Consider the following 22,058-nt stretch of genomic DNA (forward strand, 5'->3'; position numbering starts at 1 on the left):
AGGCCACCCCGAAGGATGGCCTGATAATGCGATTGGAATGGGATTACTGATAATCCGGCATCACTTCAAGACGTGCTACGCCTGAGTCGATAGCGGCCTGAGCCACGGCTCTGGCGATTCGGCTACACAGGCGCGGATCCATGGGTTTTGGAATGATGTAATCCTTACCAAAAGTCAGGCTGTCCACGTTACTGGCTTTTAATACCGATTCAGGTACCGGCTCTTTGGATACCGAACGCAGCGCTTCTACCGCAGCGACTTTCATTTCATCGTTAATGGCAGTTGCCCGAACATCCAGTGCACCACGGAAAATAAACGGGAAGCATAATACGTTATTTACCTGGTTAGGGTAGTCAGAGCGACCGGTAGCCATAATTAAATCAGTACGGGTAGCTAAAGCCACTTCAGGCTTAATTTCCGGATCCGGGTTAGAGCAGGCAAATACCACCGGGTTAGGCGCCATCAGTTCCAGTGCCTCAGGCGGCAGTAAATCCGGGCCGGATACCCCAACAAAAATATCCGCGCCGTCCATTACGTCTTCAAGGGTGCGTTTGTCGGTGTTGTTGGCAAACAGCATCTTGTGCGGCGTGAGATCGTCACGGCGGGTATGAATAACCCCTTTACGGTCGAGCATATAAATGCGCTCACGCTGGGCACCACATTTAATGAGTAATTCCATACAGGCAACGGCAGCGGCGCCGGCACCCATACAAACAATCTTAGCATCGCCGATTTCTTTGCCCTGAATTTCCAGTGCGTTAAGCATACCGGCGGCTGTTACAATCGCGGTGCCGTGTTGGTCATCATGGAAAACCGGGATCTTACAGCGCTTGATCAGCTCCTGCTCAATCTCAAAGCATTCCGGCGCTTTAATATCTTCCAGATTAATGCCACCAAAGGTGTCGGCGATATTGGCTACCGTATTAATGAATTCTTCAGTGGTACGGTGTTTTACCTCGATATCAATCGAATCAAGGCCGGCGAAGCGTTTGAATAATAGCGCTTTACCTTCCATTACGGGCTTGGAGGCCAGTGGACCGAGGTTACCTAGGCCTAGGATTGCGGTGCCGTTACTGATAACAGCAACCATATTGCCTTTGCCGGTATAGGTGTAAGCAGCGTTTGGATCTTCAGCTATTTCGCGGCAGGGTTCCGCTACGCCGGGGCTATAAGCCAGGGCGAGATCATCAACACTTTCTGCCGGTTTGGAGAGCTCTACGCGGATCTTGCCCGGCGTAGGTTTTGCGTGGTAGTCGAGGGCACGTTGGCGAAAATCTGACATTTTTGTAAGTCCTGTAATTTTTATCTTGTAAGCCAGTCGCTAGGTTATTGTTATTGTAGGCGAACTGTATCACAGCGCATGTCATATGGCATGGTATCTATCAACCGAAAAAGTGATAGCACCTTACAAACTTGTGAATGTTATCTAACATAACGCGAACAGGCTTTGAACGCCACGTTGCCGAAGAAATAATCGTAATTTGTTTTACTTATGGAAATTGGCTTTACCATTACCCTAATCAATTAACATAATGATAAAAAACAGGCATAAAAAAAGCGCCGTAAAGGCGCTTTTTCTTCAAGATTGGGCTTATTTTTTGCCCAGTGCGCCAAAACGCTTCTTGAAGCGGTCAACACGACCACCGGTGTCAACGTTACGTTGCTTACCAGTGTAGAAAGGGTGACAAGCTGAACATACGTCCAGGTTGATGTCTTTGCCCAGTGTTGAACGAACTTTGATTTCATTACCGCAAGAACAGTTAGCAGTAATTTCTTCGTATTTAGGGTGGATATCTTGTTTCATGGGATTACCTCAAAATAAGGCCGCATCGCTAACCAACCCGAAGTTGGCCACCATACGTGACTAATTTTCACTACAGGCGACATACCGCCTGCTTTTTAGAGCGGCGCATATTAATGGATGCCGAATAATCAATCAAGTATTTTCGTGCAATACTTTGCTATCCGCATGTTAGGATAACCGCTAATTAAAATCAGCCTGATAATGTCTGTTGTTCAAAATTCACTATGCCAATCATTGATGTAGCCGTTCCGGTACCACTGCGACAAACCTTTAGTTACACCAGCGAGCAAAAGCTGCGGCCGGGTGTGCGGGTGAGCGTGCCCTTTGGTCGCCGCCAGTTAATTGGGGTAGTGACGGCAAGTTATGACGACCCGGTCGACGATACCGAGTCTGAGGTTAAACTAAAAGCGGTAACCGAAGTCCTCGATGAGCAACCGCTGTTTGATGCAACCCTGCAGGCGTTAACCCAGTGGCTGGCCACATATTATCACCATCCGATTGGTGAGGTCTGGGCGACGGTTATGCCCACGCGGTTGCGCAAAGGCGGAGCGTTGAGTGACAGCGTTCCGGCATTAACTTTAACCGAAGCCGGACAAGCCGAAGCGCAAACGCCTACTTTACGTGGCAAAAAGCAGCTCGAATGCATCGCGTTACTGGCGCAGGGGCCGCTGGCCAGTGAAGAAATCAAAACTAAATTCTCAAATGTGGTGTTAAAGGCACTGGAAGAGAAAGCACTGACCACACAAACCAGCATCCGCCTGACTGAAAAGCAGGACTGGGCGTCATTCAGTCTGCAGCAAACACCGCCTACTGCCTCTACCGAGCAGGGCGTGGCGATCGCTGCTATCAACCAGCAAGCCAGCCACTTTGTGCCATTTTTACTCGACGGCGTTACCGGCAGTGGTAAAACCGAAGTGTACTTGCAGGTGATTGAGCCGGTGCTTAAACAGGGCAGGCAGGTGCTGATTCTGGTGCCTGAAATAGGTCTGACACCACAAACGGTAGGGCGCTTTGAACGTCGCTTTGGCATTAGTGTTGGCGTGTTGCACTCGCAAATGACTGATCTGGCCCGGGTAAAAGTCTGGCAACAGGCTCGCCGCGGAGAACTGGGGATTATTATTGGCACCCGCTCGGCTATTTTTACGCCGCTCAAACGACCAGGCATGATCATTGTGGATGAAGAGCATGATGAGTCATTTAAGCAGCAGGATGGCTTGCGTTACCACGCTCGCGACCTGGCGGTAAAACGTGCCCATACCGAAAACGTACCTTTGATTCTGGGCAGTGCCACGCCGTCGCTGGAAAGCCTGAATAATGCGCTGAATAAGCGTTACACCCACTTAACCCTGAGTCAGCGCGCTGGCGGTGCCAGTCACACCCAGTTAAAGGTGCTCGACTCTCGCGATCAACCGCTGCACGCCGGCATTGCGCAGGGCCTGATAAGCATTATGCGCAGCCATCTGCAGCAGGGTAATCAGGTGTTGGTGTTTTTAAACCGTCGCGGCTTTGCTCCGGCAGTGCTGTGTCATCATTGCGGCCAAACGGTGGATTGCAAAAGTTGCGAGCGGCCGTTTACCTACCATAAGTCCCAGGGCCGGCTGCAGTGCCATCATTGTGGTGCGAGCCGGAGAATGCCCGAGCAGTGCAGTGAGTGCCACAGCCACGATCTGCAAACCTCTGGCATTGGTACCGAACAGCTCGAACAGGGGCTGGGGCAGCTATTCCCGGATATAAAGCAGGTCAGAATCGACAGTGATGCAGTAAAAGGCAAAGACAAGCTCATCACCCGTCTCGATGAAATCAATGCGCGCAAATATCAGTTGCTGGTGGGCACGCAAATTCTGTCGAAGGGGCATCATTTTCCGCATGTAACCTTAGTAGTGGTACTCGACTGTGACGGGGCGTTATTCTCAGCCGACTTTCGGGCGGCGGAAAAACTCGCGCAGTTGATTACGCAACTGGCTGGTCGCGCCGGTCGCGCCAGTAAACCGGGCGAAATGTGGCTGCAAACCGATAACCCCGGCCACCCACTTTTGCAGGATCTCATTAATAACGGCTTTGCGCACTTTGCTCGTCAGGCATTGCAGGAACGCAAGCTGGGCGCTCTGCCGCCGTATAGCAGTCAGGCCATTTTCCGCGCCGAAGCCGGCGAAGCAGGGCTCGCTGCCAACCTGTTACAACAAATACGCGATTGTTATCGCCCCAGTGTGAATGCCGCCAAAGGGCAGTTTATCGGGCCGTTGCCGTGTTTGATTGAGAAGCGTCAGGGGCGTTTTCGCTACATGCTGGTATTGCAGAGTCAGCAGCGTGCTGCGCTACATAGCTGGCTAAAACATCACTTGCAGGAGGTAGAAGCGTTGCCTCTGGCAAGCAAGGTACGCTGGAGCCTGGATATTGACCCGGTCGATCTGAGTTAAGTGTGGTTACTGGTAAACTTTCAGCGTTAACCACACTTTAAAGCAGCATTTTTGCCAAAGAGCAGGTACACTGCCTGCAGATAATAATAATCATCCACACAGGGAAATCGAAACAGCATTATGTCTCAACGCGATTACGTTTCTCGTGGACGTGCGCCACAAAAGAAAAATACCAAGAAAACAAAAAACAAAAATACTGCCAGACGAGGTCGCAACCAGCAGGAGCCACAGGTAACTGTACCCTGGGTAACGGTGGCCGTAGTGGTAGCTTTGTTACTGGGCTTTGCCTGGTTCTTGTGGTCAATAAAAGATAATGCCGATCCGGATACCGCTCAGCCGCTTACGGCAGAGCCTGCGCCTATCGAAGATGAACTACCCGAACTGCCCGAGGAAGAGTGGGAATACATTAAGTCCCTGCCGGGTTACGAGGTAGAAGTTGAAGTGGCCGAGCAGGAAAAATCCGACAAGCGTTACCTGATGCAGTGTGCCTCGTTCAGAACCCGGGCCCAGGCCGATGAAATGCGCGCTAAAATTGCGTTTCAGGGGCTGGAAGCGCAGATCCGGCACAGCGATGGCGCCAACGGCGAGTGGTTCCGTGTGATCCTTGGCCCCTTTGACGCCAAGCGCGACGCTGAGCGTGCCAAACACGCACTGCGTAAAGTGAATATCACCACCTGTCAGATTTGGTTCTGGAATTTGTAAATAATCGGAAGCCGGCAGTTGCCGGCTTTTTTAATGTTCGCTGCAAACGCCTGCGTATATTCATCTTTTAAGTCTTGAAAAATCGTCAGGCTCCCCCACCTACTACTCATTGTCAACGCACAGACCGCCCGGCGGAATGCTGTGCCAAACCACTACAGTGGAGTAAACGTGACTACAATAGTATCAGTCAGACGAGATAATCAGGTTGTCATGGCCGGTGATGGCCAGGTGTCATTGGGCAATACCGTAATGAAAGGCAATGCCCGTAAAGTACGCCGCCTGTATCAAAATAAAGTATTAGCCGGTTTTGCCGGTGGTACCGCCGATGCATTTACCTTGTTTGAACGCTTTGAAGCCAAACTGGAACTGCATCAAGGGCACCTGACCAAAGCGGCAGTAGAGCTGGCTAAAGACTGGCGTACCGACCGCATGCTTCGGCGTCTGGAAGCCTTGCTGGCCGTCGCCGATGAAACCGCTTCGTTCATTATTACCGGTAACGGCGATGTGGTGCAGCCAGAGCAGGATCTAATTGCCATCGGTTCGGGTGGTAACTATGCCCAGGCAGCGGCTACAGCGTTATTGAATAATACGCAGTTAACGGCACACGAAATTGCCACCCAAAGCTTATCGATTGCCGGCGACATTTGTGTGTTCACCAACCATAATCAAACGGTTGAAGTACTCGATTACTAAAGTGAATTGTGTTGGCAGTGGCCTGAGCGCGGCTGCCATACTGACTACCGTCAGTTTTACATAAGGGTTAATTATGTCTGAAATGACACCAAGAGAAATTGTCCACGAACTGGACCGCCATATTATTGGTCAGCAAAGCGCTAAGCGCGCGGTTGCCATTGCACTGCGTAACCGCTGGCGCCGTATGCAGTTAGCACCAGAACTGCGCCAGGAAGTCACCCCGAAAAACATTTTAATGATTGGTCCAACGGGGGTGGGGAAAACCGAAATTGCCCGTCGTCTGGCCAAGCTGGCGAATGCACCGTTTATTAAGGTTGAGGCGACAAAATTTACCGAAGTAGGTTATGTAGGTAAGGAAGTCGAAACCATCATTCGCGACCTGGCTGATATTGCGGTAAAAATGACCAAAGAGCAGGAAATGGAAAAGGTGCGCTATCGCGCCGAGGAAGCCGCCGAAGAGCGTATTCTGGATATCCTGATCCCGCCTGCCGAAAATGCCTGGGGTGAAAAAGAGCGCTCGGAAGACCGCGGTACCCGTCAGTCTTTCCGCAAAAAGCTGCGCGAAGGCACCTTGGATGACAAAGAAATTGAAATCGACGTTGCCCAGCAGCAAATTGGTGTAGAAATTATGGCCCCGCCGGGCATGGAAGAAATGACCAATCAGTTGCAGGGAATGTTTGAGAACCTGTCTTCTTCTGGCTCGCAGAAGAAGAAAAAGAAAATGCGCATCAAAGATGCCATGAAAGTGCTGATCGAAGAAGAAGCCGCGCGTTTGGTTAACAAAGAAGATCTTAAAGAAAAAGCCCTCGAAGCAGTGGAGCAACACGGCATCGTATTTGTGGATGAAATCGATAAGATCTGTAAACGCGAAGGTGCCAACTCGGCCGATGTTTCCCGCGAAGGTGTGCAACGTGACTTACTGCCACTGGTAGAAGGTTCTACGGTGTCTACCAAGCACGGTATGATCAAAACCGACCATATTCTGTTTGTGGCATCCGGTGCCTTCCAGATGAGCAAACCGTCGGATCTGATCCCTGAATTACAGGGCCGTCTGCCTATTCGTGTTGAACTGTCAGCGCTTAAAGTAGAAGACTTTAAACGTATTCTTACAGAGCCTAATGCATCGCTTACCGAGCAATATATTGAGCTGATGAAAACCGAAGGCGTAACCGTTGAGTTTGCCGAAAGTGGTATTCAGCGTATCGCCGAAGCGGCCTGGCAGGTGAATGAGAAAACCGAAAATATCGGCGCCCGCCGACTGCACACTGTGCTGGAACGTTTGATGGAAGATATTTCTTACGATGCTTCTGAAAAACAGGGCGAAACCTACATCATTGATGCCGATTACGTGAATCAGCACCTTGAAACCTTAGTGGATAACGAAGACTTAAGCCGCTTTATCCTCTAAGTCCAAACTTACAAACTGGCCGGTACATCTGTACCGGCCAGGCTTTACTTGCCACATACCCGCTTACACCGTAGGGATTTGCGTGTACAAGGTTCTGAAATAGCGGGCCATCAACGCTGCCCGGTTACGGATTTCCAGCTTGCGGTAGATATTAGCGCAATGAAATTTTACCGTTCGCTCGCTGATAAACAATTGCGAGGCAATGGTTTTGTTCGGTAAGCCTTCGATAATTTTATGCGCCACCTGAAGTTCACGTTTAGACAGCTGTTCCAAATGTTCAGGGCTTAATAACTCTTGATCAAACATAATGATCTCCTTGTTGAGTGGGGGTTGGTAAATCAGGCGTATAATTGATGGCTACTTCCGTCAGCTGGCCGCCTGCCAGGTGATACCGCTGATGGGCCATTTGAATGGTTTCGCGCCGATGGGCAATAACCACCCGGGTCATGGGTAATCGGGAAAGGTGCTGATTGATGAGCTTTTCACTGTTGGCATCAAGATGGCTGCTGGCCTCATCGAGTAACAGCAGAGCCGGACGCTGATACAACGCCCGGGCGAGAAACAGGCGCTGGCGCTGGCCGCCACTAAAATTGGTACCACCTTCCTGGAGCAGTGTGTAATACTGCATTGGCAGCCTGGTTATGGTGTCGTGCAGATTGGCCAGTTGGCAACACTCTATTAACCGAGGCATGTCGATGTGTTGCTGAAAGCCACTTACATTGTCGATAACGGTGCCAGACAAACACACATCATCTTGCATTACAGCACTGATCCGCTGGGCTGGATCGCGACTGTTGAGCGGCTTATCGTCAATCAGGATCTGCCCCGAAGTGGCAGGAAGTAGGCCGGTCAGGCATTTAGCCAGGCTGGACTTGCCGCTGCCGCTCACACCGGTAATTACCACCATCCGGCCTGGTAACACTTCAAGATTTAATCCTTCGAACAGAGGTGGCTGGCCCTGATAGGCAAAGCTTAAATCCTCAATCGTCAGTTTGTGGGCCACAGGAATATGGGCTGGCGCACAGCCAGATGAAGGAGCCAGTGAGGCAAAGTCGACCGGCGTTTGCACAATGTCCGCCAGTCTGTCGAGGTGTACGCGCAATAAGCGCCACTGAAGTAACTGCTCCAGCAACCCGTTGATGGCTGAATTAAAACGGTTCTTGTAGCTGGTAAATGCGTAGAGCATTCCAACCGTAAAGGCCTGCTCCATCACCAGTGTGGCAGCCAGATAAACCACCAGCAGGTTTTCAATACCAAACAACAGCAGGTGTACGATACTGAACCCCATTTCCCAGCGGCGTAAGCGAATATCACGGTTTAACGTATCGGTCAGTAAATGCTGCCAGCCATGTAACCGGAAGGATTCGAGCCTGAGCATTCTGATTGACTGAATGCCTCGCAGTGTTTCAATAAAGTGGCTATTTTCCTTTGCAGCACAGGCAATTCTTTCTTGTTGTAAACGCTGCACCGGGCCAAGCAAAATTAATCGCAGGGCAAGAAATAACACCGCAATGCCTACTACAACCAACAGGAGCTTGAGGTTGTACAATGCCATTAAAACCAGAGTGCACAGCATTATCAGCGAGTCTAAAATGAGCGCGACGATACCCTGACTGATAAAGCGTCTGACCTCCTGCAAGCTGCCAAAACGAGCCACCATGTCGCCGATATGACGCTGGGAAAAGTAACTGAATGGCAGGCGGATCAAATGGGTAAAGACATTCACCGAGAGTTGCTGTGCGAGGTGCCCGGACATAGCGATGCCGGCTGTCTGACGAGTAAGATTGGTGATCGCTTCCACTACAATTAACAGAAAGAAGCCCAGAAACAGCACATTGAGCAGCGAAGCATCGTTATTGACTATTACTGAGTCGATAACCAGTTGCATATAATAGGGCGACGCCAACGCAAAACACTGCAGCAGCAAAGACAAAATAAACAATACCAGCAGGGAGCGCTTGATACCCACGATACGCTGCCATAACTGGCTAAGCTTTAATGGCTGGCGCAGGTTTTGTGGCGTAAAGTCACTGCCCGGCTGAAGCTCCAGGGCAATACCAGTAAAAGCATCATTGACCTGTTGCCAGCTTAGGTGGCGTTTGCCACATGCCGGATCCTGGATTTCAATGCCTTTGCTTGTCACTCTGGTTAACACAACAAAGTGTTGCATGTTCCAGTGCAGAATACAGGGCAGCTGCAGGTCGGCCATATCTTCTGGCTCCAGCTTTAAGGCCCGGCTGTTGAGATTCAGTGAGTGAGCAAAATCAATCAACTGTTTGAGGTTAGCGCCCTGCTGGCTGAAGGCGCGTAAGCTGCGTAGCCTGGCCAGGTCTATATTGAGCCCGTGATAGCCGGCTACCATGGCGATACAGGCCAGTCCGCATTCGGCGTTCTCGGCTTGCAATATCTGCGGCGTGGAGCGGCGCCAGCCGAGCTGCAAGGGCAGCTTGAACAGCGTTGCGGTGCTCATAACACACCTCCATGCAGTTCATAGAGTGGCTCGAATAACCATTGCATCAGATTGCGTTCGCGAATGGCTATTTCAGCGGCAAAGGTCATGCCGGCTCGCAGGGCAATACGTTTGTTGAAATGTTCAATGCTGGTGGCTTGCAGAGTCGCTTTTGCCAGATACACCGGGGTGTTTATAGTTAAAGGTTTCTGCGCTACTTCCTGTGGTAGTAACAGGTGAGCGGATACCGAATCAATAGTGGCCTGATAGGTGCCAAACTGGGTATGCGGAAAGGCATCGTAGCGTAAACTGATGGATTGCCCCGGGGATATCTGCCCCGCCGCGGCAACCGGAATTAACAGTTGCGCAGAAACCTCCGCGTTAACTGGCATCAGCGAAAGCAGAGGCACATTGCTTTGGGCGCGCTGGCCAGGTTTGGCATTGAGGTTGGTTACCCGGCCGTCTGTCGACGCGGTAATAACTATTTCCTGCTGACTATATTGCTGATCGAGGCTTTTTTGCAGCTCACTGATTTGGTTTTCTATATTCAATAGTTGTAACTGATGTGAGTGCTCCGCTTCATTGCTGGCAAACTGGTTGTCTTCAATGGCCTGTAAAGTGGCAATCCATTCTCGCTCAAGATTCTGACGCTGATAGGTTTCGTCGATTCGCTGGGTTTCTAAGGTTTGTAATTGCTGGCGGCTGGAAAACCCTTGCTGGGCTAATTCGGTGAACGACTGAATTTGCTTGTCCAGTAAGGCCATTTTGTCATCCAGTAACAGTCGCATGGCGGCGAGGCGTGAGCGATCCTCTGTAAGTCGTTGGGCCGCTTTATTCAGGCGTTGCTGTTGGGTTGTGAAACCTTTCTGGGTAAGCCTGTACTGGCTTTGCAGACGTTCAATCTGGGTGTCGAGCTCTTTAATAAGGGCGTCATTAATACTCTGGCCGTTATGTAAAATAGTGTCACGGCTCAGCCTGATGAGCGGTGTGCCTTTATGCACCAGAGCGTTTTCGCTAACCAGCACTTCGCTGATAATAGCACCGGATGCGGGCCCGTAAACCGGCGTAATCCCGCTAGCGGGTTCCAGCCAGCCTGTAACAGTTTGGGTATAAGTGTAGCGGCCTGCCAGTAGCCAGCTCATGACACCAATTAACCAGCTACACAGCAGCACGGTAATCATAAGTGTGGGAAGTCTGGGTTTGAGTAATATTGCTCCATCGATTTTTTGTTGCTGTGAAACGACGGCCTGTTGGCGAAATAATGTTTGGCTGTGCATGGCGTCCATTCCTGCTGTGGGTTGATGTTTCAACCTTATGCCTGAAAGCTATGATTGACGGTGAAGGTCAGGCCCGGTGCGCTTTTTGAGGGGACGATCGCCGACTGGTGTCTCAAAATGCAGGTGCGTGTCTCATTTGTGTTAGGCTTTTGTGTTAGACATAGAAACACTGGTCTGACAGTTGTTGCAGGTCAAAGGCAGGCTGACGTCGGCTTTCCTAAACCGGATTGTTAATATATTGTGGTTAGCAAAGAAAGCTCTACACTTGATGTATGTTTTGCCAAGGAAGCCGTAGTTATGTTTATACCCAGTATTTTGCTCCGTCAGTTGTACACCCATGGGAGCCTGACGCAAACTGAAGATGGTTTGCAGTTTATGCTTAAAAACCGGCTCAAAGATGCCGTGCTCAAACAGGTAGACAGTATTTCCATTAACGGGGAGGTTATTGCACCTGAAAATGTCACGCTGCAGGTTGGCCCCGAGCAAATCATGTCGATGACAGAGCTGAATGAAAGCGGCGAAGTGCCTTTTGAGCTTAAGCAGGCCATTACGGTTTACTTAAATAAAACCCTGCCGGTGAGCCCGGAAAAACATACTATCGAGCTGGTGTTCAGGGCATCACCTTTCGGCAAACTTAAATTCAGTGTGGAAGATAACGTGTCGGCGCCCAATCTCGCCGAAGGGCATATTCCCCGCGACCCCCACGATGATTACTCACCGGGAATTATTGAAAAACGCCAGAAGTTCTTTGAAAACTTTTCCGGTGCCAATATTCACCATGTTGGCCAGTACTCTATTGATCCCAACACCCTACGCGGCAACATAGAACATTTCATTGGCGTGGCGCAGGTGCCCATTGGAGTAGCCGGGCCTGTAACCATCGACGGCGAGTATGCCAAGGGCGATTTTCTGATCCCAATGGCCACTACCGAAGGCACGCTGGTCGCATCTTATAATCGCGGTATGAAATTGCTTAATATGAGTGGCGGGATTAAATCTACTGTGGTGGATGATGCTATGCAGCGCGCCCCGGTGTTTGTGTTTTCTGATGCTCGCGGCGCGCGGGATTTCGTTGCCTGGGTAAACGAGAATATCGATAAAATCCGCGAGGAAGCAGAAGCCACTTCATCCATTGCCAAACTCACTTATATTGATAGTTTCCTGTCTACCAAGTTTGCGTTTTTGCGCTTCAATTACCGTACCGGTGATGCCGCCGGGCAAAACATGGTGGGGCGTGCTACGTTTGCTGCCTGCGGCTGGATCCTCGATCACTACGAAGGCATTGAAAACTTTTATCTGGAGTCCAACTTCGCCACCGATAAAAAAGCTTCGCAAATTAATATTATGCGTACCCGGGGTAAACGGGTGATTGCCGAGGCGACCATCAAGCGCGAGCATTTGCTGTCGGTTATGCGGGTGGATCCTAAACAGATTGATTATCACGGCCGGGTAGCGGGCGTTGGTTCGTTTTTATCCGGCGTGAATAATACCGGCTTGCATTCGCCTAATGGCATTACTGCCATGTTTATTGCTACCGGGCAGGACGTGGCCAACGTGTCAGAGTCCTCCGCTGGTATCATGTATTCTGAGCTGACCGAGGAAGGCGATTTATATATCTCCCTGACTATTCCTTCGCTGATTGTGGCTACCTATGGTGGTGGGACTGGCATTGGTACCCAGCGCGAGTGTCTGGAGTTACTGGGCTGTTATGGCCGGGATAAAGTGTATAAGTTTGCCGAAATCGTCGGCGCGGTTGCACTGGCAGGTGAAATTTCACTGGCCTCGGCGATCTCCAGTTCCGACTGGGTATCTTCCCACGAGCAGTATGGCCGTAACCGGTAATTTGTCTGGTGCTGATCAGGAGGGCTTGCCCTCCTGGTTGGCCTTATTTCCCCGCTAAAACGATCCGAACACCCCGTCTTCGGCGTTAAAAAGGTAACTAAACTCAATGGTTATCACGATGAATAACAATAAGGCTCGCAGGTCTTTCCCTTACCACATAGTGCTGGTGTTTTTATTTTGCGCCTGGCTAGCCGGCTGTGCCAGCAATAAACCACAAATCAAAATGCGCGAAGAAACGAACTTCGCCGCGCTGAAAACTTTTTATGTTCAGCCACCGCTCAACTCAGTTAACCCCACCCTTGAGCAGCATATGGCATCGACCATCACTACCGTGTTGCAAGGCAAGGGGCTCACCGCAGCAGGCAAAGGCGATGCCGATATTAAAGTGGGCTTTTTCCCTTCCAGCCGGGTGGAAGAGGGGGGCTCGTCGGTCAGTATCGGGCTTGGCACCGGTGTATTTGGCCGCTCTGGCGGTATTTCACTGGGAAGCATTTTTAGTGTGCCGGTAGGTGAGCAGGTTACCGAATACCAGAATCTGCAAATTGAGGTGGTACAGGACGGTGAGTTTATCTACAGCGCTGCGGGCAGCGCAGAGTTAGAGGCCAGTGACAGCATTACCGTGCAACAGGCGTTAACCGAACTGGTAGAAACGCTGCTGGAGCCTTTTCCTGCTAACCGCGCAAACTAGCTACGAAGTGTCTTAATCGCGCGGTCAGTGGGATTGTGAAAGTGTGTTTAGTCCCCAGTGTTATACATCAATTCAAAATCAGATGAGGGCAACGTATGTCTCGCCACTTTGAACAAGCCGAAGGCTTGTGTGAACAAAAAGACCCGGCCACCGACGGCTTTGTATTCAACCAGACTATGTTACGGATAGCCGATCCGGTGCGTTCGCTGGATTTTTATACCCGTGTGATGGGCATGACCCTGCTACGCAAGCTCGACTTCCCGGAAATGAAGTTTAGTTTATATTTTCTCACTACTGGCGAGGACTTTTCTGACATCAGCGAAGATGAAGGTAAGCGTACAGCACAAACTTTTGGCCGTCCGGCCATGCTGGAGCTCACCCACAATTGGGACGACAGCGCCGAAACCACCAGTTATCACAACGGTAACAGCGATCCCCGCGGCTTTGGTCATATTGGTTTTCATGTGCCGGATCTGCAAGGGGCGTGTAAGCGCTTTGAGGAGCTGGGCGTCGAATTTCAGAAACGTCTGGAAGATGGCAGCATGAACTACCTGGCGTTTATAAAGGATCCCGACGGCTACTGGATAGAAATCTTTGATGCCAATGGGATGGTAACCCCCAAAAGTTAATTATTGGGGGCCGAAGTGCCCCCATTTACTTCATCCTGAATCGGTATCCCTTTGTAGTCTTCGCGTCGTGTAGTGTGGCGCCCGTTTAGTTCCGCCTGACTGCCAGTACCAAGCGGTGTGGCCACTGTGTTATTCAGTTATCTTCCAAAGAATCCACTTCAAATTATTCGCCCCCTAACTATGTATCTTCCCCTGCTGGTCGTATCGCATTGCAGCCTTTTCCCACAGATTTGGCGCTATCATTTTGTTGCCGTAAGGAGAATTTAAAATTTTTAATAAACAATAGCTTACAATGTTTTGTGATGCGTATGCAGAGTAGTTAAATCAACACTCGCGTGTTTGTTATTGATCTTTGTGAATCTATCCATCCTTAAATTTTTGTTTCAGTACTAATTTATTTTTATTGATTGAACGTTCAATTAACTATAAGATCGTCGCCGTGCTGTAAGGACGGGCCACTTTTTTCAAAAACAACAAATTGGGAAACACATGACTGCAAACTTACCGTTAAAAAAACGATTACTGGCTATTTCTATAGTCTCATCCTTTTCTGCTTTGTCGGGCACTGCTATGGCGCAGGACGATAATGAGCAAAAGAAAGTAACCAAGGATAAGTACGAGTCCATTGAAGTGACAGGGCGCAGCGTTTCGTATGCAAACAACTCTTCTACTGAATCAATGAAGCTTCAGCAAAGCGGCATGACCAGCGCTTTGGCATCGGTAGACAATCTGCCAGGGGTGTTAATTAACGAAGGCGACCCGTTTGGATCGGATGAATGGTCTACCAGCATTTCTATGCGTGGTTTTCAGTTAGATTTGGAGTCTCAGCAAATCGGTATGACCATGGATGGGATCCCGAATGGTAACTCCAACTATGCTGGCGGCACTAAGGCCAACCGGTTTGTTGATTCTGAAAACCTGGCCACCAGCGAAGTATCACAGGGGACTGCAGATATCGCGTCCCGTTCCCATGAAGCTTTGGGGGGGACCATCAATTTTACCAGTATCGATCCGGCTTTGGATGAACGGTTGACCATTAGCAGTACCTTAGGTGAATACAACGCGCAAAAACTTTACGCTCGCTATGACACTGGCGAAGTGGCCAAAGATACCTTTGCATGGATCAGTCTATCCTCACAACAAAACGATGACTATATGGATGGCTCGGCGACTAATACCCGCGATCATATTGCAGCCAAGGTTATCAGTCGCATTAATGAGACAGATGTTGTGGGTTACATCAGCCACGATGATGCCCGGGAATATACCTATCAGCGAGTTTATGGCCTGGCGCAATATGAGCAAAACCCTGAGTGGGATGGCCTATTGGCGGATTGGACGGGTAACCCCTACCAGGATCAGGCATGGCGTCAGGGCTGGGGCACAGCGCGTGAGAATACGCTTGCTTACCTGAAAGCTGAGCGAGAGTTCGATGACATCATCATCAGTGCTAATACTTACTACCATAAAAATGAAGGGAGAGGCATTTGGATCCCTTACTATATGGCAGATGTCACTGACGATGGGGAAGGCAACGCCCATTCTGAACTGGATGGTTCCACTACGGTATACGGTGGTGGCTATTCTGATTTAATTTATTTTGTGAATCGAGATGGCCAGTCCCTGTCACCTGTAGAGGGCTGTCAAAGCAGTATTGCTTATCCTTATGGTGGCGGCGGTGCTGAGGTCGATGGCGACTGTTATGAGCAAGGGGCTATCCCGGTAAGTTCGCGTCGACACACTCACTATCAAAAGGAGCGGTACGGATTTAATGCCGATTTTGTCTGGAATACCATGCTGGGGGATATGCCCAATGTGGTCCGCGCGGGTATTTGGTATGAAGACTACACCCGGGACATGGCACGTGACTGGCACAAAACTATCGATGCTGCGACAGGCCCGCGCTTCGAAAATACGCCTTACTGGGTTCAGTATGACCGTAAGTTTCTGGTCGAAACCCTTATGTATTATGCCGAAGATGAGTTGGATGCCGGGTTTGCAAAGTTTCGTCTGGGCGTAAAACAATTTAAGGTCGACCTGGAGAAAGACGACCAGATTGATGCCGTCAATGATATCTCGGTATCTTCTGATTCTGATGTATTGCTCTCGGTAGGTGTGGTTGCACCAATCCCTGCAGTTCGCGGACTGGAAGCCTTTGCTGGTTACACCGAAAACTACGCGGCAATTAAAGACGTTATTCTTGAAGACAATAACAATGATGTGAGCAATGTTGAGCCGGAAACGGCGGATAACATTGATGTGGGTCTGCGTTATTCAAGCCCTGGGTTTAATGCCAGCTTAACTTATTACGATATTCGCTTCGAGAATCGAATCACCTTTTTCAGCGTTGCTGAAGTCGATGGGATTGATTTCCTTGAGTCCGCCGAAGGGGCTTATATCAATGTTGGCGGTATTGATTCACAAGGTATCGAAGCTTCAGTGGATTACGCAATCACTGACAGTTTAAGTGTGTATGGCTCTTATACCTATAATGATTCGACCTACAACGGTGATGTGCAGAACGCGGGCAGTGAAAACAGTATCGCCGGTAACCGGGTTCTGGGGTCTGCAAAAGAAATGGCGGTTGTGAGTTTTGATTATAGTCACGATGATTATTTTGCCGGAATCAGCACCAAGTATGTCGGACCACGTTACTTAAACCAGGCTAATTCGCAACGCACAGATTCTTATATTATTAGTGATTTCTATATCGGCAAAACGGTATATGACCTGGGGCCCGGTGTCGATAGTCTGGAAATGCGTTTGACGGTAAATAATCTGTTTGACGAAGACTACCTGGGGTCTATTGCCCCCAATGCGGGCTGGATTGGCGCGCCACGCATTGCAGCGTTAAACGTTAAACTGGCATTTTAACGTCAGTAAATTAAGTCGCCTCAAGGTTGGGTGAGGCGACTTATTTTACGCATTCTTTGCTGTTTGCATGGCATCATACACTGGCATTAAATAGAAACGCGCTGTGAGTGTTATAGTGGTAAACCAGTCTGTTTTGTGATGATGGCGATGCCAGGTCAGGGCGCTATGTTTTGACGACCGGAGCAGACATAAAAATGACTCATAGCCAAACTATAGTCATACAGATATTTTGCAGATGTTATTAAGTTTGCCAATACCTCTGCAAGTGTGAAGCCCCGTTAAATAACAGAGAGTGTGATGCCAAAAGTTGGAATGGAGCCGGTTCGCCGTCAGCAACTCATTGATGCCACGATTGAAGTGGTTGCCGAGGTCGGACTTAAAAGTGCAACGATAAATTTGATTAGCCGTAAAGCCGGTATGTCATCCGGGATCATTAGCCACTACTTTGGCGGTAAGCAGGCGCTGATAGAAGCATCAGTCCGTTATCTGGTTTCCAGATTGACTATGACAACGCCATTACCGAACCCCAAAGACAGGCTCATGGCGATTGTTGAGCTTAACTTTTCGGCGGTGCAGCAGGCCGACTCAAGCACTAAGACCTGGTTAAGTTTTTGGGGGCAGTCTATGCACGATGCCAACCTTTACCGACTTCAGGAAGTGAATAAAAAACGTCTGGTCAGTAATTTAAGGTACAGCTACAAACAATTACTGAGTAACGAACAGGCTTGCGAAGAAGCCGAGATAACCGCTGCCTTAATTGATGGCTTCTGGCTACGGTGTGCGCTCAGCGGCGCACAGCCAGACAGTTTCGAAGCTGCCAAGCGGCGAATTAAAAAGTATATCAGCGCGGTACTTGAGCATAACGGCGTTGATGAATAAAGACAGTTAACGGGAGCTAGTCTTGTCAATTGAAATACTCAAAAACTATGTGCATGGCCAATTTACTACAATGGCGCACGGGTCAACCTTTGATGTCCTGAACCCGGCAACGGGAAGCCGTATTTACTCGGTTCAGCAAGCTGATACAGCGCTGATGGAAAGTGCCATAGACAGTGCCAGAGAGGGATTCAGTACCTGGGCAAAAATGCCTCCGGTAGAGCGGGCGCGGATTTTACAACAAGCTGCCAGGTTGTTGCGCGAACGAAATGATGCGCTGGCCGAAATAGAAGTGCTGGATACCGGTAAACCCTGGCAGGAAGCAGTGGCGGTTGACGTGCAAACCGGTGCTGATGTGATTGAGTATTTTGCCAATCTTTGTCCATCACTGATGGGCGAGCAACAAAGCGTAGGAGAGGATTTCTTCTACACCCGCCAGGAACCATTAGGCGTTTGTCTGGGCATTGGTGCATGGAATTATCCGTTACAAATTGCCTGCTGGAAAGCGGGCGCTGCGCTGGCGGCGGGTAACAGCATGATCTTCAAGCCATCTGAGGAAACCCCACGAGGGGCGGCAATGTTAGCCGAAATTTTTACTGAAGCTGGTGTTCCTGCGGGCGTGTTCAACGTGGTACAGGGCGACGCGGAAGTTGGTAAATACCTGGTTCAGCACCCGGCAATTGCCAAAGTATCGTTAACCGGCGAAGTAGAAACCGGAAAACGGGTGATGGCCTCAGCCGCTACCTCACTTAAACAGGTCACCATGGAGTTAGGCGGTAAATCACCGCTGATTATTTTCGACGATGCTGATATTGATGAAGCGGTAACGGGAGCCATGCTGGGCAATTTTTACACCCAGGGCGAAGTTTGTACCAATGGCACTCGCGTATTTGTTCACGAGGAGGTGGCTGAAACGTTTTTAAGCCGATTACTCGACCGTATCAATAACAATATTGTCATTGCTGATCCCATGGACCCTAAAACCAATGTCGGGGCATTAATTTCCGCTTCGCATCTGGAAGCTGTGCTTGCTTATATTGACTCCGGAAAAAAACAGGGCGCTACGTTAGTAAGCGGCGGGCATCGTGTGCATCCCAAAGGATGTGAGGAGGGCTTTTTCGTAGCACCAACGGTGTTTACCGACTGTACGGATGAAATGACTATATGTCGTGAGGAAATATTTGGTCCGGTTATGTCGGTTCTAACATTTTGTGATGAAGACGATGTCATACGGCGTGCAAATGATACGGATTATGGCCTGGCCGCCGGTGTTTTTACACAGAATATTCGCCGCGCACATCGCGTTATAGCGCAGATTCAGGCGGGAATTTGCTGGCTTAATGCTTATGGAAACTCTCCTGCTGAGATGCCGGTTGGCGGCTATAAACTATCTGGAATTGGGCGCGAAAACGGTGTTCAAACGCTGAAATCCTACACTCAGACCAAGTCTGTTTACGTGGGGATGCAACCCCTTGAGGGGCCTTTTTAATGGTGCCGTTATCAAGCTTTGATTATATTATTGTTGGCGCGGGTTCAGCCGGCTGTGTGCTGGCCAACCGGCTCACCGAAGACCCGCAATGTCAGGTATTGTTGCTCGAAACCGGCGGGTCTGATCGCAGTATCTTTATTCAAATGCCCACCGCTTTATCGATACCCATGAATACCAAGAAGTATGCATGGCAGTTCCATACAGAGCCAGAGCCTTATTTGAACAACCGTCGGATGCATTGTCCCCGAGGCAAGGTATTAGGAGGCTCTTCGTCAATTAATGGAATGGTGTATGTACGCGGTCACGCGAGGGACTTCGATGAGTGGGAAGCCCAGGGGGCCGAAGGCTGGAATTACCAGCAATGTCTGCCGTACTTTAAAAAGGCGGAAGACTGGGCGTTTGGTGAAGATGACTATCGTAGTCAGGGTGGTCCTCTGGCGGTTAACAATGGCAACAATATGCAAAACCCGCTTTATGGTGCTTTTGTCGAAGCCGGACAACAAGCGGGTTACATGCATACCGACGATTACAACGGTAAACAACAGGAAGGCTTTGGGGCCATGCATATGACCGTAAAAAACGGTGTGCGTTGGTCTACCGCGAATGCTTATCTGCGACCGGCTATGCAACGCGCAAATCTGCATGTTCAAACCGGTGTTCAGGTTGAAAAGGTACTCTTGGATGGGAATAAGGCCACCGGGGTCCGCGTAAGGCAAAATGGTCAGTTCCGGGAGTTTCAGGCCCGCCGTGAAGTCATTCTGAGCGCCGGCTCCATTGGTTCGCCGCACATTTTGCAACTTTCAGGCATAGGCGATCCAGTGGTGTTGGAAGAAGCCGGAGTTGAACTAAAGCATGCCTTGCCGGGAGTCGGTAGCAATTTGCAGGATCACCTGGAATTCTACTTTCAGTATGAGTGCAAGGAGCCGTTATCACTTAATAGTAAACTTGGACCGCTTAGCAAGCTGGCTATTGGGGTACGGTGGATATTATTTAAAACCGGGTTGGGGGCCACCAATCACTTTGAGTCCTGTGGCTTTATCCGCTCAAAAGCCGGTATCGAGTGGCCCGATTTACAGTATCACTTTTTGCCGGCAGCCATGCGCTACGATGGGCGCTCTGCCTTTGCCGGACATGGTTTTCAACTGCATATCGGGCATAACAAACCGAAAAGTCGGGGGAGCGTGAAAATCCAGTCCGACGATCTGGATTGCCCACCGAAGATTCAGTTTAATTACCTGCAACACCCGGATGATATTGAAGCGTTTCGGGCATGTGTGCGTTTGTCTCGTGAAATCATTGCGCAGCCAGCGATGGACCCTTACCGCGGGAACGAAATTCAGCCGGGTGCAGCAGTGGTGACGGATGAACAAATAGACAGTTTTGTGCGCAGCGCTGTGGAAAGCGCTTATCATCCTTGTGGCACCTGTAAAATGGGTGCAATTGATGATCCAACTGCCGTGGTAGACAGCGATACTCGCGTAATTGGCTTGCGGCAACTGCGTGTGGTCGACTCTTCCATCTTTCCTACAATCCCTAACGGCAACCTCAATGCACCCACCATTATGGTTGCTGAACGGGCAGCAGACCTCATTAAACAACAGACTGCTTTGTCTGGCGAGTCCGTAGCAGTGGGCCTGGCTGAGCACTGGCAATCGCAACAGCGCTGTCACGCGCCACTTCGAGGATAGTGAAATGTCGTTCTTAGTGGGAAGCGGAATGCTGTGTATCTTGCTCGTTGTGGTGCTTATTTTACTGCGTTGGGGGCGACTGCCCCTGCACGGCAAGACGCCGGTGGCTTCATGGATATTTGTCGCGATTTTGTTCACCTCCGGTTTGGATGTGGGGCTGGTTATGTTTCCGCTGACCGAATTTCCGGTTTATGACAACCTGGCGAAAAACAGTGAATACGCCTTTGCCAACCCGCTCGCTATCGAATTTGGGTTCTGGGGCTTTATGGTCTGGGCCATTTACTTTGTTACCTGTTTTTATTTTTGTGCGCTGGAACCAAGGCTTCAATTTTTCCGGATTCGTTGGGTGAAATGGCTGAACAATGCCGTTATCATTGGCACTTGTGCTTTTACGGCGCATTTGTTGTTTGCCAACCTAAGTTGGTATCTGCCTTCCCTGTCGGCAGGCGACGACGTCTCATACGGGTATTTTGCGATTCTTGGCCTGACAATAATGGCCGCGGTGTATTCCAGTACGGAATTAAAGTACGTCAAAATTCTCAGTGTTACCTCCGGCGCGGTTTTCTTTGCTCTGGCTATCGGATTGGGCATTTATGCGGTACAACAACCGAATATTGCTGCCAGCGATTATTTGTCAACCTTGCCGCTGCTAACCGACTACTTCACGCATTTATATAAATTTGTATTACCGATTAATGATTACCATGCGTTCTATCTGTTCTGGTGGTTTGCCTGGAGTATTATGATCGGTCAGTTTACGGCTCGTTTTGTCGGCAATATGCAAGCTATAACGTTATTCATTCATATGCTGTTATGGCCTTCCATTTCTCTTGGTTTGTGGTTCGCGGTGTTGTACCTGATTTACATTAACGGCGTGGATACCAGTGGACTCATTAATCAGATCATGGTGGCTGTTGGAATTGTATTTGTACTCAACTCATTGGATTCGTTGATACGCCTGTACTCAGATAACCTGAATCTTACTGTCGAGCGGTATGGTAAGGCAAAGTACCTGTTATTGCATGGCGTGTTAATGCTGAGCCTGACCACCTTGTTTGGTCTTCAGTTTATTCGTATTCAATGGATAGGGGCGCTGGTCATCGGCATTGGTCTGTGCTGTGTAATTTATCTTAGTCGCTCCCCGCATCGAGGCCGCTTACCTGCAGCACAAAGTCTCGTGAAACTATAAAACAAGTCATTATTTTTACGCCTGGGGTACGCT

General features: G+C 49.7%; 17 protein-coding genes. 12 read left to right on the forward strand and 5 right to left on the reverse strand.

What is annotated here, in order from left to right; all coding sequences use genetic code 11:
* Window positions 1-43: 43 nt before the first annotated feature.
* Both D9T21_RS03545 and rpmE read right to left on the reverse strand, forming a co-directional pair.
* Window positions 44-1,282 carry a malic enzyme-like NAD(P)-binding protein gene (locus D9T21_RS03545; RefSeq protein ID WP_123323759.1) on the reverse strand — a complete coding sequence of 413 codons (1,239 nt, stop codon included), beginning with the start codon at window positions 1,280-1,282 and terminating at the stop codon, window positions 44-46.
* A gap of 309 nt (window positions 1,283-1,591) precedes the next feature.
* The gene (gene rpmE, locus D9T21_RS03550; RefSeq protein WP_073320774.1) at window positions 1,592-1,804 is read right to left on the reverse strand and encodes a 50S ribosomal protein L31; all 213 of its coding nucleotides are present in this window, start codon (window positions 1,802-1,804) and stop codon (window positions 1,592-1,594) included.
* Between the two features lie 224 nt (window positions 1,805-2,028).
* Here rpmE and priA point away from each other — a divergent pair, with 224 nt between their 5' ends.
* From priA to hslU, 4 genes are all read left to right on the forward strand, one after another.
* The gene (gene priA, locus D9T21_RS03555; RefSeq protein WP_123323760.1) at window positions 2,029-4,221 is read left to right on the forward strand and encodes a primosomal protein N'; all 2,193 of its coding nucleotides are present in this window, start codon (window positions 2,029-2,031) and stop codon (window positions 4,219-4,221) included.
* Between the two features lie 120 nt (window positions 4,222-4,341).
* On the forward strand, window positions 4,342-4,923 hold the full coding sequence (locus tag D9T21_RS03560; RefSeq protein ID WP_123323761.1) for an SPOR domain-containing protein: 582 nt from the start codon (window positions 4,342-4,344) through the stop codon (window positions 4,921-4,923).
* Window positions 4,924-5,091: 168 nt separating this feature from the next.
* Window positions 5,092-5,616: an ATP-dependent protease subunit HslV gene (gene hslV, locus D9T21_RS03565; RefSeq protein ID WP_123323762.1), complete on the forward strand. Its 525-nt coding sequence runs from the start codon at window positions 5,092-5,094 to the stop codon at window positions 5,614-5,616.
* Between the two features lie 73 nt (window positions 5,617-5,689).
* A complete protein-coding gene (hslU, locus tag D9T21_RS03570; RefSeq protein WP_123323763.1) occupies window positions 5,690-7,024 on the forward strand; it encodes an HslU--HslV peptidase ATPase subunit in 1,335 nt (444 codons plus the stop codon).
* 63 nt (window positions 7,025-7,087) lie between these two features.
* On the opposite strand, the gene D9T21_RS03575 is transcribed toward hslU, so the two are convergent.
* The 3 genes from D9T21_RS03575 to D9T21_RS03585 are packed head-to-tail and all read right to left on the reverse strand — an operon-like array spanning window position 7,088 to window position 10,750.
* Complete coding sequence (locus D9T21_RS03575) at window positions 7,088-7,330, reverse strand: helix-turn-helix domain-containing protein (protein ID WP_123323764.1); 243 nt, start codon at window positions 7,328-7,330, stop codon at window positions 7,088-7,090.
* Window positions 7,323-9,494, reverse strand: coding sequence for a peptidase domain-containing ABC transporter (locus tag D9T21_RS03580; protein WP_123323765.1), 2,172 nt, complete (start codon window positions 9,492-9,494; stop codon window positions 7,323-7,325). The genes D9T21_RS03575 and D9T21_RS03580 overlap by 8 nt, the downstream gene beginning before the upstream one ends.
* Window positions 9,491-10,750, reverse strand: a complete 1,260-nt coding sequence (locus D9T21_RS03585; protein WP_164464570.1) for an HlyD family secretion protein — start codon at window positions 10,748-10,750, stop codon at window positions 9,491-9,493. Before D9T21_RS03585 ends, D9T21_RS03580 begins: the two co-directional genes overlap by 4 nt.
* Before the next feature lie 297 nt (window positions 10,751-11,047).
* On the opposite strand from D9T21_RS03585, the gene D9T21_RS03590 reads away from it, so the two are divergent.
* From D9T21_RS03590 to D9T21_RS03625, 8 genes are all read left to right on the forward strand, one after another.
* Window positions 11,048-12,592: a hydroxymethylglutaryl-CoA reductase gene (locus tag D9T21_RS03590; RefSeq protein ID WP_123323767.1), complete on the forward strand. Its 1,545-nt coding sequence runs from the start codon at window positions 11,048-11,050 to the stop codon at window positions 12,590-12,592.
* Between the two features lie 118 nt (window positions 12,593-12,710).
* Window positions 12,711-13,280, forward strand: coding sequence for a DUF4136 domain-containing protein (locus tag D9T21_RS03595; RefSeq protein ID WP_123323857.1), 570 nt, complete (start codon window positions 12,711-12,713; stop codon window positions 13,278-13,280).
* A gap of 95 nt (window positions 13,281-13,375) precedes the next feature.
* On the forward strand, window positions 13,376-13,909 hold the full coding sequence (gene gloA / locus D9T21_RS03600) for a lactoylglutathione lyase (RefSeq protein WP_123323768.1): 534 nt from the start codon (window positions 13,376-13,378) through the stop codon (window positions 13,907-13,909).
* Between the two features lie 489 nt (window positions 13,910-14,398).
* Complete coding sequence (locus D9T21_RS03605; protein ID WP_123323769.1) at window positions 14,399-16,783, forward strand: TonB-dependent receptor domain-containing protein; 2,385 nt, start codon at window positions 14,399-14,401, stop codon at window positions 16,781-16,783.
* A gap of 297 nt (window positions 16,784-17,080) precedes the next feature.
* Window positions 17,081-17,662, forward strand: coding sequence for a transcriptional regulator BetI (gene betI / locus D9T21_RS03610; protein WP_123323770.1), 582 nt, complete (start codon window positions 17,081-17,083; stop codon window positions 17,660-17,662).
* Window positions 17,663-17,684: 22 nt separating this feature from the next.
* A complete protein-coding gene (gene betB / locus D9T21_RS03615; protein ID WP_123323771.1) occupies window positions 17,685-19,148 on the forward strand; it encodes a betaine-aldehyde dehydrogenase in 1,464 nt (487 codons plus the stop codon).
* Window positions 19,148-20,836 (forward strand): choline dehydrogenase, encoded by a 1,689-nt coding sequence (betA, locus tag D9T21_RS03620; RefSeq protein ID WP_206427226.1) that lies wholly within the window; start codon window positions 19,148-19,150, stop codon window positions 20,834-20,836. The genes betB and betA overlap by 1 nt, the downstream gene beginning before the upstream one ends.
* 4 nt (window positions 20,837-20,840) lie before the next feature.
* Entirely contained in the window at window positions 20,841-22,025 is a 1,185-nt protein-coding gene (locus D9T21_RS03625; protein ID WP_123323772.1) for a BCCT family transporter, read from the forward strand.
* The last annotated feature ends 33 nt before the right edge of the window (window positions 22,026-22,058 follow it).

It is taken from the genome of Marisediminitalea oceani (assembly GCF_003731635.1).
Taxonomy (GTDB): domain Bacteria; phylum Pseudomonadota; class Gammaproteobacteria; order Enterobacterales; family Alteromonadaceae; genus Alteromonas; species Alteromonas oceani.